Consider the following 533-nt stretch of genomic DNA (forward strand, 5'->3'; position numbering starts at 1 on the left):
ATCTGTGACGTTACTGACAGAAGAAGCACCGGCTAACTCCGTGCCAGCAGCCGCGGTAATACGGAGGGTGCGAGCGTTAATCGGAATTACTGGGCGTAAAGCGTACGCAGGCGGTTTGTTAAGCGAGATGTGAAAGCCCCGGGCTCAACCTGGGAACTGCATTTCGAACTGGCAAACTAGAGTGTGATAGAGGGTGGTAGAATTTCAGGTGTAGCGGTGAAATGCGTAGAGATCTGAAGGAATACCGATGGCGAAGGCAGCCACCTGGGTCAACACTGACGCTCATGTACGAAAGCGTGGGGAGCAAACGGGATTAGATACCCCGGTAGTCCACGCCGTAAACGATGTCTACTAGAAGCTCGGAACCTCGGTTCTGTTTTTCAAAGCTAACGCATTAAGTAGACCGCCTGGGGAGTACGGCCGCAAGGTTAAAACTCAAATGAATTGACGGGGGCCCGCACAAGCGGTGGAGCATGTGGTTTAATTCGATGCAACGCGAAGAACCTTACCTACACTTGACATACAGAGAACTT

The 533-nt window shown here is 51.8% G+C and carries 1 rRNA gene; it reads left to right on the plus strand.

From position 1 onward, the window contains the following. Positions 1–533 (plus strand): 16S ribosomal RNA (locus AC27JL_RS18830); the annotation flags it as partial.

It is taken from the genome of Pseudoalteromonas sp. 4NS20-0020, assembly GCF_057554385.1.